Genomic DNA, 17,204 nt, shown 5'->3' with positions numbered 1-17,204 from the left:
CTACTATTAATTTATTTTATAATAAGCTTTTCGGTACGTATTACATTTCCTTTAGTTTCTAAACGAACTATATACATTCCTGAAGCTAGGTTACTCACATCAATTGTTGTTGATTTTTCATTCAATAACTCTTGAGTAGTAATCACTCTTCCTGCAAAATCTACTAATGTTACTTTTAAAGCAACATCTTCTTCAGTTGGATAAGTAACTGTAACTAATTCAGATGCTGGATTAGGATACACCGTTAACTCAACATCTAAAGCTTTTGCTCCAGCTGCCTCATCATCTTCACCAAAGAAGAATCCATATTCAGCGTTAGCTAAAGCAGTTTCCATTTGCGCCCAAGTTCTGTGGTATCTAGTTGTATAGTCTTCACCTGCATCATAAGCTGCTTTTACTGCTGGATATTCAGGATCATCTTTTAAACCAGAACGAATATCTAAGAAAGTAACTCCTGTTTTAATTTCGTCACCATTAGCCATTGTTCCTGTATAACCAGTTGGTACATGAACAACTTCTTCGAACATACGCTTGTAATCTCCACGTGATTCTGGAGCAGAAACTCCTTTATCATCACGGTAAGTTACCCACATTCTATCTAAGATTTCTTTAGCTAAATTTTTAGCTTCTTCATCTAAAGTAGCATGCTTTCTTGTTGCTGCCGCATAGTAAGTCAATGTTTTAGCTAATGAAGATGCTATACCTAAATCCTTACTAAAGTTAGTAACAGTTACACGTAAATTAGCATTATCACCAGGATTTGCTGCATTCCATGTATCTGGCTCTCCTGACCATTCTAATGTTGCTGGAATATCAAAATCATCGCTTCCAATTAATTTTACATTAGGTTTAACCCATGCAACCCACTTATCCATGATCTCTTTAGCTAATGGGTCATTAGTAATGTAGTAATATTCAGCTACACGTTCTACTGACCAAGCTTGCCATCCAAACCAAGTTCCACTTCCTGGATCATGATATACTGGATTATCATCATAAGCCATATCATAGAAAGTAGATTTACCAGCTGGATAAGTACTATAGTCACCATTCCAACTATTAGTTGCTCCACCTGCAATAGCTCCATCAGCAGATTGTAAATATCTGTAGAATTCCATTTGACGCCCTAAACTTGTTGTCCAATCTCTTTCTCCATTAGGAGTTTGAAGATCTAACTCATCCAATGTAGTTAACGCATATGCCGCAACTGGATTTTGATATCCAAAGTGACAGTGACTTGAACTAATACGGAAAGCCCATGCTGAAGCCGGATCGGCAGATCCTCCCCATGACATGTACCATGACATTAAATAGTGAGCACTATCATATCCAGTACCTGCACTACCTTGTTCGTCTTGAGAACCAATTTTCTTGAAATACTTATCAAACATAGCCAAACGTAAGTAATCACCCATCTTTTTAGTGTTATCTAAAAGTGTTGGATCAATTGCTCCACTTTGCTCTTTTGCATATTGAACTGCCCAATACATTGCCTGTACTGCACGTGCATCAGCATCAGGAGCACTTGTATATCTCCATTGCTTAGCATAATTAGTATCTAAAATAAATAATGGTAAGAATCCATTTTCTGAATTACCAAATTCAAATGACTCCCATGATGGATGAGGAATAGTTTCATAAACTGACTCTTGCTCCCCTCTTTGGAATGTATTTATGTATGAAGGAGTACTTGTTCCATCACCTCTATTTCCATATCCATAAAAGTTATCATTATCTAATAACCAGTGCATTTGATAAACCTCTGGTCCATAAGCTGCTGTTAATTCGGCAGAAACAGGGTCTTGACCAACTGCTGCACCAAAATCTAAAGGTGCTGGGTAACCTGATGGTAAAGGGAATTCTGCCGCATAAGCCGCAGGACTAGAAGCATCATAAGCTGCATTTGTTGGCTGATCTGCTTTAGTTGGAATAATCATTCTTTCCATTTCACTCCAAACTTTAGCTAATGGCTGCCAGTCTTTAGTAATACGACCTTGCATAGCTTCCATCATTAACCAATATGAATATAATTCAGAAGTTGATTCGTGACCATGATCTGGTGCTTCAACAATAAGTGTTTCCACAGAGTGATGCGGAGAACCATCTTTACTGAAATACCCATTAGCTGGATCATAAATTTCGTTTCTCATTTCAGTAAAACGCTCGATATATTTATTATTTACATCAGGTCCTCCTGTTGTAGGATCTGTTGGATCAACCACTACTGGTATATCTTTTCTATCTACAGAAATTGAATTATCCGATACATCAAATGCACCTGATGCTAAATCCGTATCTGTAATTGATTTTCCAGTAACAGATAAAGTACCTTCATAAGAAATACCATATACTAAACAAACTCCAACTGATACGCCTTCAAAATCATGAGAATCAGCTTCAACAACTAAAATATTACCTGCAGCATCCGTAATTAAATATGAATAATTAAGCGTAGCAGTACTTGTTGTTGTGAAATTAATCAAATCAGCAATACCATCTCCAGTAATTGTTTCTACTGCAACAGCACCAGTTGAAGTAGCAACTGTAGCACCATCAACCGTTGGCGTTGGAACATTAGTTCCTGTTCTATCAACTCTAATACTATTTGATAAATCAAAATCACCAGCTAAATTACCTGCATTTTCACCAACAGTAAGTCCTGTTAATCCATCTTCATAAGCAATATGCCATATTAAACAAACTCCTGCAGGTGCTTCGTCAAAATTAACTGCCTCTGGCGTTCCTGGTAAACCTAAAATATTTAAATCTTCGTCAGTTACTACCCAACCAAAATTAGATCCAGTATTTCCTGATACACTTACTCCCGAAACATTATCCGCAATTCCGTCACCTACTGTAAAAGTAAATGGTCCTCCAACTATAGTACCTCCATCAACAGTTGATGGTATAGCAGCTGTCCTGTCCACACGAATACTGTTTGATAAATCAAAGTTACCAACTAAATTTCCTGCATTCTCTCCTGCAGTAAGTCCAGTCAAACCATCTTCATAAGCAATATGCCATATTAAACAAACTCCAGCTCCAGCTTCGTCAAAGTTTACTGCCTCTGGTGTTCCTGGTAAACCTAAAATATTTAAATCTTCATCAGTTACTATCCAACCAAAATTAGATCCCGTATTTCCTGTTACACTTACTCCCGAAACATTATCTGCAATTCCATCATTTACTGTAAAAGCAAATGGTCCTCCAGTTAATGTACCTCCATTAACTACTATTGGAGTATCAATAACGTCCCCACAATCTGGAGCGGTAGATGAATTTGAGAAATAAAGTGTATAATCAGCTGTAGTAGATACAAGAGCTAAATTTTCACCATCTCTTGCAGTGTAATATGTTCCATCAAGACCAGGAATTCCTGTGCCAGCGAATGTAATACTTGGCTGACTTGCACCTAAATTATGAGTTGTTTTATCTCTTAAATCCACATAATAACTAGGGTTTCCATCGGTAGTCTGAATTGCAATACTCCACAATCCATTATTCGCTAAATCCCAATTAAATGAGAACCCAGATAAGTTACCCATACTTGGTGCACTACTACCAAAAGCATACATATTAGTATAATACCCATAAGTAGTTTCTAATGGAGTTGCAATAGGCGCTCCAAAAGTACAATCACCAGTAGGTGGTGTTACCACTACTACTGCATTACGCACTACTTCAATACTATTTGAAGATAATTGGAAATCACCAGATAAGCCTGATATATTTGAATCAACAGCTAAACCATTTAATGCTCCGTTAAAACTCACATTATAAATAAAACATGATCCTGCAGGTGCTTCATCAAAATTAACCGCTTCTGGTGTTGGTGGTAATCCAAGAATTTTTCCTACCTCATCAGTAACTACCCATTGACTTGTTGCTCCACTATTTCCAGATACCGATACTCCCGATACATTATCCGCAATTCCATCACCCACTGTAAATGTGAATGGACCTCCATTTAATGTTCCTCCAGCAACAGTAATTGGTGTTACAACTATAGGTGCATTACGCACCACTTCTACTCTATTTGAAGATAATTGGAAATCACCCGATAAACCTGAAATATTTGCATCAACAGTCAACCCATTTAATGTTCCATTATAACTTACATTATATATAAAACATGTTCCTGGAGGTGCTTCATCAAAATTAACCGCTTCTGGTGCTGGTGGTAATCCAAGAATTTTTCCTGTCTCATCAGTTACAACCCATTGGCTTGTTGCTCCAGTATTTCCTGATACTGTTACTCCAGATACGTTATCTGCAACCCCATCACCTACTGTAAATGTGAACGGACCTCCGCTTAATGTTCCTCCAGTTACCACTACAGGATTAACCGCTGGGTCATTTACATTAATTGTTATCGTTTCTTCAGTAGAATTTAACAATCCATCATTTACTACTAAACTTACTAAATAAGATCCTGCTGTAGTATATATTGTTGATGGGTTTTCATCCGTTGACGTTTCTCCATTACCAAAAGTCCATACATAAGTTAATGCATCATTTTCTGCATCTGAAGATCCACTTGCATCAAATGTAACTGTTAATGGTGCTTCTCCTGAAAATTTATCGGCATTAATACTAGCTACTGGAGCTGTATTTACTGGATCTACTGGTGTAGTAGTCCCGTCTGGTTCTTGTCCAAATACTAAGACACCATTATCATAAACGGGTATATTTACACTTTCAATTTCACTTGATCCAGTAAGGCCTGAAGCTGAAGGATCATTTGAAGTATCGTAAGGCACTCCGTTTGATACTCTAAAATTAATTTGAGTTTCGTTTCTAAAAGCTGGGTCTCCAATTGGTGAAATACTTGGTATATTACTTATTTCAGCATAATACAATGTACCACCTGCACTTTTGATTGACATAGTTGCAGATCCTCCAACTCCATTTAATTGAATATCATAATCATCAATTGTCTTACCCGCAGCTACTCCTTCAGCAATATCAAAATAATAGCGATAACTTAACTTATCCATTACTCTTGCTGGCCATGCTGATCTATTTTGCAATAAAATTTTAACTGTACTTCCGAAAGCATTATTACTATTAAATTTAGAATAACTTCTAATTTCAGTTCTACTTGGAGTTTCCTTAACTGGGAAATTTGCTAAAGTAGATCCTCCAAATTCACTATACATTCTAGCTAATGCTCCAGTAAAGCACGCATTATAATCACAAGCCACCTCATTAGCTATAAAATCTCCTCTATCATCCTCAAACTGATCATTGGGAGAACTTGGCCCTCCTGCTAATGCTCCAAAAAGTGTATGACTTGGCTTGTCTGGTCTATTCTGTAATGAATTTGCCCATGCGCCATGTGCAGCACGATGGTGTGTGTTATTAGCTGGATTATTTCCAAAACCAACCATAAAACTTCTGTTTATTGGATTATCACCAAGTGCATAATTTATTTGTCTTACTGCAAAATCATGATACTTCTTTTTGTTGGTAGCAGATGTTTCTACTTTATCACTATAAATAAAAGCAAGTAATGACGTATTTGATGAATGCCTCAACGATCCCCACTGAGTTAAGTGAGCCTGCCCCCCAGGACTATAAGGTACTCTATCACCGTTAAAACCATCTGTCCAATAATCTAAATGCCTTTCCGCATCAGCTTTATACTTATCTTTGCCCGTTAGCTGTGACATTAAAACATAAGATCCATAAGACTTATCATCCCATGCCAATCCCCATTTGTAAGCCTTGTTACTGCTTTGACCTTCATTACCTAAGTTATCATATTCTGATTCTGCTTTAGCCAAATAAGTAGCGTCATTAGTAGCTCGATATAACCAAGCCGCTCCCCAAACTAATTCATCTTGAAAACCACTGAAAGATCTGTAAAAACCTGCTGCATCTGTTATAGCCTCTGAGTAGACTCCTCTATAATCATCAGCAAATTTATATAACTGTTTCGCATGATCTAATAAGGTTTTACTATATGCAGGATCAGAGTCCTTAAACAAGATACTTGCTGCTGCCATAGCTGCAGCAGTTTCAGCTGCTAAATCTGAACCTGGAGCTGAAGCCGAAATTTTATAGGCTGGTCGATCCATTACCATTACCTCTGACGATCCCCAATAAGCATGGTCCAAACCACCATTACCTACTTGACCATACAATTCTGTTGGCCCTGTGTGACATTTCAATAAATAATCAGTAACAAATTTGATATTTCTTTTAATAATATCTAGCTGCCCAGCATTTTTGTAAGCCTCTTCATATTCAATTGCTCCCCAAGACAATGCAGTAACGCTAAATGCCATTGGGAAATTAAATTTAACATGATCACCAGCGTCATACCATCCACCAGTTAGATCTACTCCAACATCGGAACCATCATTTAGCGCAGAATCTCCACGCCATGTCACCCGGTTCCAAGAAGGAAGTTCTCCTGATTGCTGAACTTCATAGAAGAAAAGCGATTTTTGTAGTGCTTCAGCATAATTGAAACTAGATTGGGCAAAACCCGAAGTGCCAAAAAATGCTAGAGCATACAAACTTAATTTCTTAAGAATCATAAGTTTAATTTTAAGTTATAGTTATTTTTCAAAAAAGTTTATTAACATAAACTTTTCATTCAACTTAAAAATAGACTCATTTTTATCGTAAGCACTTTTATAAACGTAAGAATATTACTACATTAATTTTGTGTAGTATTTTTCTTTCATAAAATATTGTTTTTCAGCATAATAGGTTTTTCGAAAATGTTTTCGTCACTTATACAAAAGACCAAAAAACCAAAAAAACATTTATAAATACTAAATAAATTTTATCCAATTTGATAACTAAATAAAAATACATGTTATCAAATTCTGCCTTTCATCGATTTCAAAATGCAGATTTAACAATTTTAACACAACAAAAATGTCAAAAAAACAAGTTTTAACAACTTAAACTACTAAAATGTTAAAACCTTATTTTTCGCTTTTCAACTGATGTAGGTAATTTCTTAATTCAAAAACAACATCCTCCTCTAATTCAGGCTCTTGAATATCAGTGTAAGCACTTAAACTGTCATATAATGTTTTTGCCACTAGATATCGGGCCACTGGCTTATGATCTGCTGGTATTACATACCAAGGAGCCTGAAGTGTTGAAGTGTTACGAATAGCATCTTCATAACAATCCTGATACGCATCCCATAATTTGCGCTCTTTTAAATCGGCAGGTGAGAATTTCCAATTTTTATCTTTTTTTTCAAGCCTTCTGAGTAATCTATTTTTTTGTTCCCTTTTAGATAAATGCAAAAAGAATTTGAATATTAGAGTTCCATTTTGAGTTAAGTGTTTTTCAAAATCATTAATTTGTTCAAAACGTTGTTTCCAAAACTTATCATCTACGTCATTAACAGAACTAATGTGGGGAATATTTTCCCCTAAAATATATTCTGGATGTACTCTAGTGACCAAAACATTCTCATAATGTGTCCTATTAAAAATCCCAAATTTACCTCGCGCAGGTAGTGCTATATAATGCCTCCACAAATAATCATGATTACGTTCAATTGTACTAGGTACTTTAAAACTGTGTACAATTATTCCACTGGTATTAAAATCTTTAAAAACCTCACGAATTAAACTATCTTTTCCAGCCGTATCCATCCCTTGTAAACAAACTAATACGGCATATTTTCCATGAGCATATAGGGTATCTTGTAGTTTACCTAACTTTTTACGAACACTTTTTAATTCATCCTTCAATTCATCTTCCGATAATCCTATATCGATAGTTGTTTTAGCATCTGAAATTTTAAAACTACTGTTTGCTTTTTCTGCTTTCATATTAATAACCTTTTAATGGAAATTCATAAATTATACCTAAAGTGACTGTCGAAAATTTACCTCCTACACTTTTAAAATTAAATGCTGAACTTAATTGCCACCATTTATTTATGGGAACTAATGTTCTTATTTTTAGTAAAGCACCAAAGCTATTTTTTCCATCCGAAAATGCAAAAATAGCATCGTCTTGCTCTTTTTTAGATAATTCTGCACTGTTCATAATAAAGCCCATACCTCCTGTTATCATCCAACTTTGAAAATTGAACATAATTGAATTTATGGTTATTCCCAATTCGGGTACTATGCCATCTTTTGTATTCAAAACACCTACCTCTGCAATGTAAGTAGAATAGCAATTGGGAGCATAATGTACTTGAAAACTTCCTCCTACATCAGAAATCCTATCTACCTTTGCTGCACCTTGCACACCTACAACCCAAGCCCCAGGTTCATGTTGCGCTAAAATTGAGTTTACTATAAAAAATAAAAATAACGTATTAAATAATTTCATTACTTAGATGCGAATAATTTTACGTCATTTTCACTAATTTCTTTTTCTCCTAAAATTAGTAAACGTTCTACCACATTACGTAACTCTCGAATATTACCTGTCCAATCGTATTTTTGTAGTAGTTTAACAGCTTCATCAGAAAAATCTTTTGGTATTGTCCCTTGGCTTTCAGCTATTTTTTTTGAAAAATGATTGATCAATTCAGGGATATCATCTCTACGATCATTTAACGCAGGCACTTTTATTAAAATTACTGCTAAACGATGGTATAAATCCTCTCTAAATTTTTTGTCCTCAATTTCCTTTTTTAAATCTTTATTCGTCGCAGCAACAACACGTACATTTACTTTAATATCTTTATCACTACCTACACGCTGCACTTTGCTCTCCTGTAAAGCTCTCAATACTTTTGCTTGCGCTGAAAGACTCATATCGCCAATTTCATCTAAAAAAATTGTTCCCCCATTAGCAGCCTCAAATTTACCTGCCCTATCTTTATTTGCTGAGGTAAATGCTCCTTTAACGTGGCCAAAAAGTTCACTTTCGATTAACTCTGAAGGTATGGCTGCACAATTCACTTCAATAAAAGGCCCTTTAGATCGTTCACTTTTTTCATGTAACCAATGAGCCACTAATTCTTTACCTGTACCATTTGGTCCCGTTACCAAAACACGCGCCTCTGTGGGGGCTACTTTTTCAATAATTTCCTTTATTTCAGAAATTGCTTTCGAATTACCAATCATTTCGTAACTCTTGGAAACCTTTTTCTTTAATCGCTTATTTTCTACAACAAGTTCTTTTCTATCTAAAGCATTTCGTACTGTATTTAAAAGGCGATTTAAATCTGGTGGTTTAGATATATAATCAAAAGCTCCCAAACGCATTGTATTTACGGCTGTTTCCAAATCACCATGACCCGAAATCATAACAACTGGTATTTCTGGTTTTACTTTATTTATAGCCTCCAAGACTTCAATACCATCCATTTTTGGCATTTTAATATCACAAAGTACTAAATCAAAATCTTCTTTTTTAATAAGCTCAACTCCTTCTAAACCATTACCTGCTTCCGATACTTTATAGGCTTCATTCTCTTCCGAAAGGATTTTAACCAACACCCTACGTATGGCTGCTTCATCTTCGATAATCAAAATTTTTGACATATACTTATTTTTTAATTATTCCTATGATCACTCAATACACGTATTTCACGTTGAGGGAAAGGAATTTGAATATTATGTTCTCTAAACAATCTAGTAATTTCAAATCGTAATTCACTCCTGGGGATAGCTCCCATAAAACTATCGCTAATGGTATATACTACCTTAAATTGTAATGAACTATCACCAAAATCCTCAAAAAGTACGATGGGCTCTGGTTCACTCAATATTTTTTTATTCTCATGAACCGCTTTAAGTAATAGCTTTTTCACCAAATTAACATCACTATCATAGGCTACTCCTACTGCAACTGTATCTCTAGTTTTTTTACCATTTTGAGTCCAATTAAATAAACTTTTAGTCAAATACTTATGATTTGGTATTACTAAAACTTTATTATCTATAGTTACAGCACGAGTTGTTCTCAACTTTATTTCTTCAACACGTCCTACTTTTCCATCTAATTCAATAATATCACCAACTATTACAGTGCGATCAATAAGAATAAAAACTCCAGATAAAATATCCTGAAATAAAGTTTGTAATGCCAATCCAACTCCGACCAATAAAGCTGCTGAAGCCGCTAAAATTGGTGTTAAATTGATACCCAAAGCCTGAAAAACCATTACACCCACTAAAGCATATATAAAATATTTTATAAAACTAAATAGTGATTCAAACTTAGGTACATTTTCCTTGTCTAGTCTTTTAGTAATTAATTTAGTTATAAAATATAATGCATATTTGGTTACAATAAATGTGACTATAACAATTATAAGGGAAAGAATACTAATTTTAAATGCACCCAACTCTAATTTTAAAGTAAGAATCTCACGTATTTTTTGCCACACATTTTTGTCTAATGTGTCTACAACTTTTTCGGCTATTTTTTGCTGTAGAAATAAAATGATCATGTATTGAATTTAACTAAAAAATATTTTTTATGCTATAATACTCATTTTTAACCTAACTCAAAAAAATACTGGTTATAATAAAGATTCAATCTGTCTAATATGAAAACTGATCAAAAATCTCATTAATCATATAATCATTTTAAATTTTGTATTACTTTTTGTAAGGTTCCGAATTTAACAAAGACTACATAATAAAATTGCTATAAAATAGTTTTAAAATTAGCATACTTATATGAGTTATAAGTATGCTAAAAAACAAAACCCACCCTATTAATTAAAATAGGATGGGAAAAAAATTGCTATGAAAAAGAAAATCACTCGTTTTAACAAGTGTTTTATCAAATATAGACAAAAAATTAGAACTAACGTGTTAATTACGAGAACATATCTTTCACTTTTTCAAAAAAAGATTTTTCTGACTTTTCTGGACTAGGTGAAAAATGATCATCATCCTTCATTTTTTCAAAAAACGTTTTTTGCTCTTTAGTTACAGTTTTTGGAGTCCAAACATTTACATGTACCAATAAATCTCCTTTACCATAGCCATTTAAGTTTGGAATCCCTTTTCCGCGTAAGCGTAAAATTTTACCACTTTGTACACCTTCATCAATTTTAATACGTACTTTACCCGATACGGTATCAATTTCCTTTGATCCACCTAAAACAGCATCCGAAAAACTTATATATAAATCATAGTGTAAATTATCACCTTCTCGTTGTAAACTTTCATGTGCTAATTCCTCTATGGCAACCAATAAATCCCCTGCAAATCCATTTCCTGGCGCTTCATTCCCTTTGCCTGAAACTTTTAATTGCATACCATCCTGCACTCCTGCAGGTATCTTAATGCTTACCGTTTCTTCATTAACAATTAGCCCTTGAGCATCTGCTCCATTCGGTTTTTTATCAATTTGCTGACCACTACCCCCACATGCATTACAAGGAGCGGCAGTTTGCATACGTCCTAGAATAGTATTGGTAATACGAACTACTTGACCACTTCCATTACAGGTACCACAAGTTTTATATGTAGTTCCATCTGCTTGAACTTTTCGTTTTACTTTTACTTTTTTCTCAACTCCATTAGCAATCTCTTCCAAGGTAAGCTTTACACGAATACGAAGATTACTCCCTTTGGAACGACGTTGTCCTCCGCCACCGCCACCGAAGCCGCCAAAACCACCTCCGCCTCCGAAAATATCTCCGAACTGGCTAAAAATGTCATCCATATTCATACCGCCGAAGCCACCTCCACCTCCACCATTTTCAAAGGCTTGGTGTCCGTACTGATCGTAACGAGCTTTTTTATCTGGATCACTTAATATTTCATAAGCTTCTGCTGCTTTTTTAAAATTCTCTTCAGCCTCCGCATCTCCCGGATTTTTATCTGGGTGATATTGTACCGCTTTTTTACGGTAAGCTTTCTTTATTTCGGAAGCACTAGCTCCTTTACTAATACCAAGTATGTCGTAGAAATCTTCTTTCATTATTTCCTAATTAATTAGTTTCCCGTAACCACTTTAGGGTAACGAATGATTTTATCACCAAGTTTATATCCTTTTTCAACTACATCAATGATTTTTCCTTTTAAATCATCACTTGGTGCTGGAATTTGCGTAATTGCTTCGTGGATATCTGCATCAAAAGTATCGGCAGTATTTACTTCAACCTGCTCCAAGCCTTTTAACTTTAAAATATCCTTTAATTTATTATGAATAAGTGTCACTCCTTGCTTTAAAGCTTCATCTTCTGACTTTTCAATCTCTTTACTTGCTCTATCAAAATCATCTAAAACTGGTAATAAGGCTTGTAAAACTTCTTGACCTGCAGTTTTAAATAATTCAACACGCTCTTTTGAAGTTCTTTTTTTATAATTTTCGAACTCGGCAAACAAACGTAAAAACTTATCTTTTTCAACAGCAGCTGCTTCTTTGGCTAGCGTTAACTCATCTTTTTCTTCTACTGGTTGAGTTTCTTTTTCCTCTACTTTCGCATCTTTAGTTGAATCTTGGATTATTTCATCCACTGTTTCTTTAGCTTTATCTTTTGTACTCATGTTACTTTAGTTCTTTTTACTTCTATTTTTTAATGCTTAACCTAAATTATACACCAGAACTTCGTTACCGAAGGTTTTAATAGGTTTAAAACTAGTGTGCAAAAGTACTGCCAATTCAATTGATATGCCAATATGTCATTAAATGTTTTTTGTAAGAATTATTCAAACAAAAAATGATTGTTAAAACCCTAAATATCAAAATCCAAAAAACCTAATAATCAACAAAAAAGACGTTAATAAATTTAAAATTACTTCTTAAAATCAAGTGCCCTTTTAAGAATTTAATAATTAATTAAGATTTAAAAGCCACAAAACCTATACTTTTGAATAGAAAAATTTTAACATAAACTTATTAAAATGAAAAAACAGCTTATTAATATTCTTGCCGTTACTGTACTTACTGCAAGTTTTATTTCATGTAAAAAAAATAAAGAAGTCGAAACTACTAATGCAAAAACTGTTGAACAAGTTGTTACTGCCGAAAAGTTTAAAGCCGTTCCCGCGCAAACTATGATTAAGTGGAATGCACACAAAATAGTTGGAGGACACCAAGGAACTATTAATGCTTCTGCTGGATTAATTGAAGTTAAAGGAAATGACTTAGTTGGTGGAAACTTTATTTTTGATATAAATACAATTAAATGCTCCGATCTTCCTGCTGGAGAAAACTATGACAAATTAATTGGTCACTTGAAAAATGAAGACTTTTTTGATGTAGCTAAACACCCAAGTGCTGCTTTTCAAATTACAAGTGTTACTCCTAAAAACGGAAAATCTGTTATAGCTGGTAACCTAAGCATAAAAGGAATTAAGAAAAATATTGAATTCCCTGCAACAGTTTCTGTAAATGGCAACACAGTAACTATTACTAGTGATGAATTTGAAATTGATCGAACTGAGTGGGGCGTAAAATATAACTCGGGTAAATTTGCTGATCCTGCAAAATTAGGAGATTACCTAATTAAAGATAATGTGGGTATTCAAATTGCAGTTACAGCATCAAAATAAAGCTAACTTGCACCCAATATTTATAAAAAAAAGCGACTAAAAGTCGCTTTTTTTATGAATAGATCTAATTATCTAGAATAATTTGGAGCTTCTTTTGTTATAGTAACATCATGTGGATGACTTTCATTAATTCCACTTGCTGTGATTTTCACAAAACGTCCATTTTCTTTTAAATCCTCAATTGTAGCAGCACCACAATACCCCATTCCAGCACGTAAGCCTCCTACAAATTGATGGATACTTTCATTTAATTCTCCTTTGTATGCAACTCTACCTACAATTCCTTCAGGAACTAATTTTTTAATATCATCTTCCACATCTTGGAAATAACGATCTTTTGAGCCTTTTTTCATGGCTTCAACAGATCCCATTCCTCTATATGACTTAAATTTACGTCCCTCAAAAATAATTGTTTCTCCTGGAGACTCCTTAGTCCCTGCCAATAATGAACCAAGCATTACACAATCTGCTCCAGCTGCAATGGCCTTTGGAATATCCCCTGTGTATCGAATCCCTCCATCGGCAATTACTGGAACCCCCGTACCTTTAATGGCTGCTGCCACCTCAAGTACTGCCGAAAATTGTGGAAAACCAACTCCAGCTACAACACGTGTTGTACAAATTGACCCTGGTCCTATTCCAACTTTAATCGCATCAGCACCTGCTTCAACTAAATATTTTGCGGCCTCACCAGTAGCAATATTACCAACAATTACTTCTAAATCAGGAAAAGCTGCTTTCACCTTTTTCAATACATCAACAACGCCTTTAGTATGTCCATGGGCTGTATCAATAATAACAGCATCTACTCCAACATTTACCAAAGCTGTTGCTCTTTCAACCACATCCGCAGTAACTCCTAATGCTGCAGCAACACGTAAACGACCAAATTGATCTTTATTTGCATTGGGCTTTTGTGTCAATTTAGTAATATCTCTAAATGTAATTAAACCAACTAGAATATGATCTTCATTAACCACAGGAAGCTTTTCTATTTTATTTTTCTGTAAAATTACCTCAGCATCTTTAAGGCTAGTCCCTTCGGACACTGTAACTAAATTTTCGCTTGTCATTACCTCTATTAAAGGTCTGTCAACATCTTTTTCAAAACGCAAATCCCTATTAGTTACTATTCCTGCCAATTTACCTTGTTCATCTACTATAGGAATTCCTCCAATCCTATGCTCACGCATATTCGCTTTTGCATCACCTACTACAGCAGTTAATGGCAAAGTAACTGGATCTATGATCATACCACTTTCAGCTCTTTTTACTTTTCGAACTTCACTAGCTTGTTGTTGGATAGTCATGTTTTTATGTAACACTCCTATTCCACCTTCACGAGCCATAGCAATTGCCATACTCGACTCTGTAACCGTATCCATTGCTGCCGAAATAATCGGAACATTTATGGTTATGTTTTTAGTAAATTTTGTTTGAATACTAACTTCGCGTGGAAGAATTTCTGAAAATGCTGGAACTAATAAGACATCGTCGTAGGTTAAACCTTCTCCAACAATTTTTGATTCGTGTGCTATCATGGCAATTAAGGATTTAATTGCATGCAAATATAATTGTTTCTGACCAGATTGAACTATTTTAATTAATAATTATTACATACTTAATTCATTAAGTAAAAAATTAACAATATACTGATCTGCAACAATTTAAACTTAGTAAGTTTTAAAAAAAAATGAACCCTATCTATTTATCCTTCATTACCGTGTAATGCCCCTACTATAACAGTGGCTAATTGTTATTTTTTTAATGGATTTCCATATTGTTTCAAGTATCGTTCTCCAAGTAAACGTGCTCCACTTGTATTTAAATGATTACTATTACGGTATACTATATTATCATTAATTTCATAATCACAATAATTACCGTTACACATTACTGTATTCAGATTAACAATCTTTATAGTTGGGAATTTTCTTTTGAATTCATATACTATATAATCGTCTGGTCTTTTATAAAAAGGCACCAAAAGATCTTCTTTTTTAATCTTAGCAATATTCCTTACTTTAAACATCTTCATCTTATGTAGATCCATAGGAGTGGTTTTTCGTAATGGATCTATTACAATTACTTTTTTTCCCGTTTCCACTAACTCCCCTACAGTTTTAAGTACCAACTGGTAATTTTTAGATTTTTTATCTAAGAAACGCTCCCAATTTGCTGCTAAAATTACATATTCATATTTTTTTGCTAAGGCTAATCTTTTTTCTCCAAATTCTGGATCATATCTATATTCCCCTGTAATATCGTCAACATCTGCTAACACCGGATAGCCTCCTGCTGCACTATCATGAAAATACATATGGGCATCGTTTGCTAACACCTCTAAAAATGCCGCGGAATGATTGGCAAATGAATCACCTATAAGCATACCATCTAATTGATCTTTGGGAGTACCTAAACCACACTCTTCAATATTTCCAATCCTTAACTTCCTATAACAATTACGTCTCAATTTACTTGGAAAATTAGCATCCTTATCAAATTCACTTAGCGCTGTAAAACGATTTGGAAAACCATTAAAATGGTCTATGACTCCATATAAGCTTACACAAATGATAACACTAGGTAATAGCACTTTTAATAATGTGTTTTTAAAATCATAAATGTAACGATACCTAAAAGGTTGCTCAATAAATTTCCATGACAAATAGGATAGTAAAATAGTTAAAATAATTACTCCTAATGCTATCGGTTTAGTCAACTCAAAACCTAAATATTTTACATAAACTAATAATGGCCAATGCCACAAATACATAGAATAAGAAATTAACCCAATAAAGACCAAAACACGAATTTTTAATATAGTATTAAATACTCCCATTTTTGATGCCTCTTTTCCAGAAATAATAAACAAACTAGCACCTAAGCATGGCCATAAAGCATTAATCCCAGGAAAACTATCATTTTGAGTAAGTAACAATGCAGGAAGCAGCATCATAAAAAATCCCACACTGGAAATTATATGGTTTTGAATTTTAGAAAACTCAGGTAATTTGTACCAAAAAATTGCTAACACCCCTCCCATTAACATTTCAAACAATCGTGCCGGCAATAAAAAGTAAGCCATTTGCATATTTATGTGTGTTAAAAATACCGAGAGCATAAAACTTAAAAACAGTAACACAATCACTCCTAACAACCTATTTTTTAAATTGAACTTTTTGTGCAATAACAATAGTAGTGGAGGCCATATGATATAAAACTGTTCTTCAACAGATAACGACCAAGTATGCAACAAGGGGATTAATTCTGTACTTTCGGCAAAATAATCATTACTTTTAATCCATAAATGAAAATTATTTGTACTTAAAATAGTATGAATAATAGTTCTGGAATAATTTTCAAAATCATCTGAAAACAATATAAAATAAGCAGGTATTGTTACAATAAACATGATAAAAACCAATACTGGAATAATACGTCGTATTCGTTTCAAGTAAAAATTTTGGAACGAAAAAGTTCCCTGACTCATTTGTTTATTAATTGAGCTTGTAATCAAAAAACCCGATATCACAAAAAAGATATCAACCCCTACAAAACCTCCACTAATACTTGTAAAACCTGCATGAAATAAAATAACAAGCATTACTGCTATAGCTCTTAATCCATCAATATCGGGTCTATAAAAGTGTTTTTTACTCATTCCTCATTTCAATTAATTAGAAAAAAAGCAAAATTACATTAATTATCAATAGCACATTGAATATTAAAATTGAATTATACCCT

At 34.1% G+C, this 17,204-nt stretch carries 10 protein-coding genes; 1 reads left to right on the top strand and 9 read right to left on the bottom strand.

The annotated features are described in order from the left end of the window. Nucleotides 1-11: 11 nt before the first annotated feature. The 7 genes from KQA_RS0201565 to KQA_RS0201535 form a co-directional block, all read right to left on the bottom strand. Complete coding sequence (locus KQA_RS0201565) at nucleotides 12-6,545, bottom strand: glycoside hydrolase family 48 protein (RefSeq protein WP_010177418.1); 6,534 nt, start codon at nucleotides 6,543-6,545, stop codon at nucleotides 12-14. Between the two features lie 396 nt (nucleotides 6,546-6,941). Further along, a complete protein-coding gene (locus KQA_RS0201560) occupies nucleotides 6,942-7,808 on the bottom strand; it encodes a PPK2 family polyphosphate kinase (protein ID WP_010177417.1) in 867 nt (288 codons plus the stop codon). Nucleotide 7,809: 1 nt separating this feature from the next. Next, the gene (locus KQA_RS0201555) at nucleotides 7,810-8,319 is read right to left on the bottom strand and encodes a hypothetical protein (RefSeq protein ID WP_010177416.1); all 510 of its coding nucleotides are present in this window, start codon (nucleotides 8,317-8,319) and stop codon (nucleotides 7,810-7,812) included. Further along, a complete protein-coding gene (locus KQA_RS0201550; protein ID WP_010177415.1) occupies nucleotides 8,319-9,482 on the bottom strand; it encodes a sigma-54-dependent transcriptional regulator in 1,164 nt (387 codons plus the stop codon). The genes KQA_RS0201555 and KQA_RS0201550 overlap by 1 nt, the downstream gene beginning before the upstream one ends. An 11-nt stretch (nucleotides 9,483-9,493) precedes the next feature. Continuing rightward, nucleotides 9,494-10,393: a mechanosensitive ion channel family protein gene (locus tag KQA_RS0201545; RefSeq protein WP_010177414.1), complete on the bottom strand. Its 900-nt coding sequence runs from the start codon at nucleotides 10,391-10,393 to the stop codon at nucleotides 9,494-9,496. 374 nt (nucleotides 10,394-10,767) lie between these two features. Then, nucleotides 10,768-11,880 carry a molecular chaperone DnaJ gene (gene dnaJ / locus KQA_RS0201540; protein ID WP_010177413.1) on the bottom strand — a complete coding sequence of 371 codons (1,113 nt, stop codon included), beginning with the start codon at nucleotides 11,878-11,880 and terminating at the stop codon, nucleotides 10,768-10,770. A 14-nt stretch (nucleotides 11,881-11,894) separates the two neighbouring features. Further along, nucleotides 11,895-12,449 carry a nucleotide exchange factor GrpE gene (locus KQA_RS0201535; RefSeq protein WP_010177412.1) on the bottom strand — a complete coding sequence of 185 codons (555 nt, stop codon included), beginning with the start codon at nucleotides 12,447-12,449 and terminating at the stop codon, nucleotides 11,895-11,897. A 357-nt stretch (nucleotides 12,450-12,806) separates the two neighbouring features. Here KQA_RS0201535 and KQA_RS0201530 point away from each other — a divergent pair, with 357 nt between their 5' ends. Next, the gene (locus KQA_RS0201530) at nucleotides 12,807-13,457 is read left to right on the top strand and encodes a YceI family protein (RefSeq protein ID WP_010177411.1); all 651 of its coding nucleotides are present in this window, start codon (nucleotides 12,807-12,809) and stop codon (nucleotides 13,455-13,457) included. Between the two features lie 68 nt (nucleotides 13,458-13,525). Here the strand turns inward: KQA_RS0201530 and guaB are convergent, their stop codons facing one another. Both guaB and KQA_RS19415 read right to left on the bottom strand, forming a co-directional pair. Then, complete coding sequence (gene guaB, locus KQA_RS0201525; protein WP_010177410.1) at nucleotides 13,526-14,998, bottom strand: IMP dehydrogenase; 1,473 nt, start codon at nucleotides 14,996-14,998, stop codon at nucleotides 13,526-13,528. A 215-nt stretch (nucleotides 14,999-15,213) separates the two neighbouring features. Continuing rightward, nucleotides 15,214-17,121, bottom strand: a complete 1,908-nt coding sequence (locus KQA_RS19415; protein WP_010177409.1) for an acyltransferase family protein — start codon at nucleotides 17,119-17,121, stop codon at nucleotides 15,214-15,216. Nucleotides 17,122-17,204 lie beyond the last annotated feature (83 nt).

Origin of the sequence: Aquimarina agarilytica ZC1 (assembly GCF_000255455.1) — a bacterium.
GTDB classification, from domain to species: domain Bacteria; phylum Bacteroidota; class Bacteroidia; order Flavobacteriales; family Flavobacteriaceae; genus Aquimarina; species Aquimarina agarilytica.
Note: the sequence above shows the minus strand (reverse complement) of the source record. Positions and strands in the feature narration are given on the sequence as shown.